Consider the following 355-nt stretch of genomic DNA (forward strand, 5'->3'; position numbering starts at 1 on the left):
TGTTAAGCACGCCGCCAGCGTTCATCCTGAGCCAGGATCAAACTCTCATGTTATAGTCTTCGACTTAACGAGGTCGTTTCGAGTTTAGTCGAAACATACATCTTGTTACTTGGCGAGGTTTCCCACGAACCTAGTCACAAGATGTTACCTTGTGTCTGATTCCAGTCAAAATTTCGCTTGGCTAATTTTAACCGTTATTACTGTTGTTTTGGTTTTGTTCTGAATGTTCTCTTGAACTTCAAGGCTTAACCAAAAGCCTTTGTTCTTAGAATTTTCAGGGTTTTACATACTGTTCAGTTTTCAAGGTTCTTTGTTGTTGTCTCAGCGACAGCTCATTTATATTATCATAAATAAT

Source organism: Clostridium sp. AF20-7 (assembly GCF_003479275.1).
GTDB classification, from domain to species: domain Bacteria; phylum Bacillota; class Clostridia; order Lachnospirales; family Lachnospiraceae; genus Otoolea; species Otoolea fessa.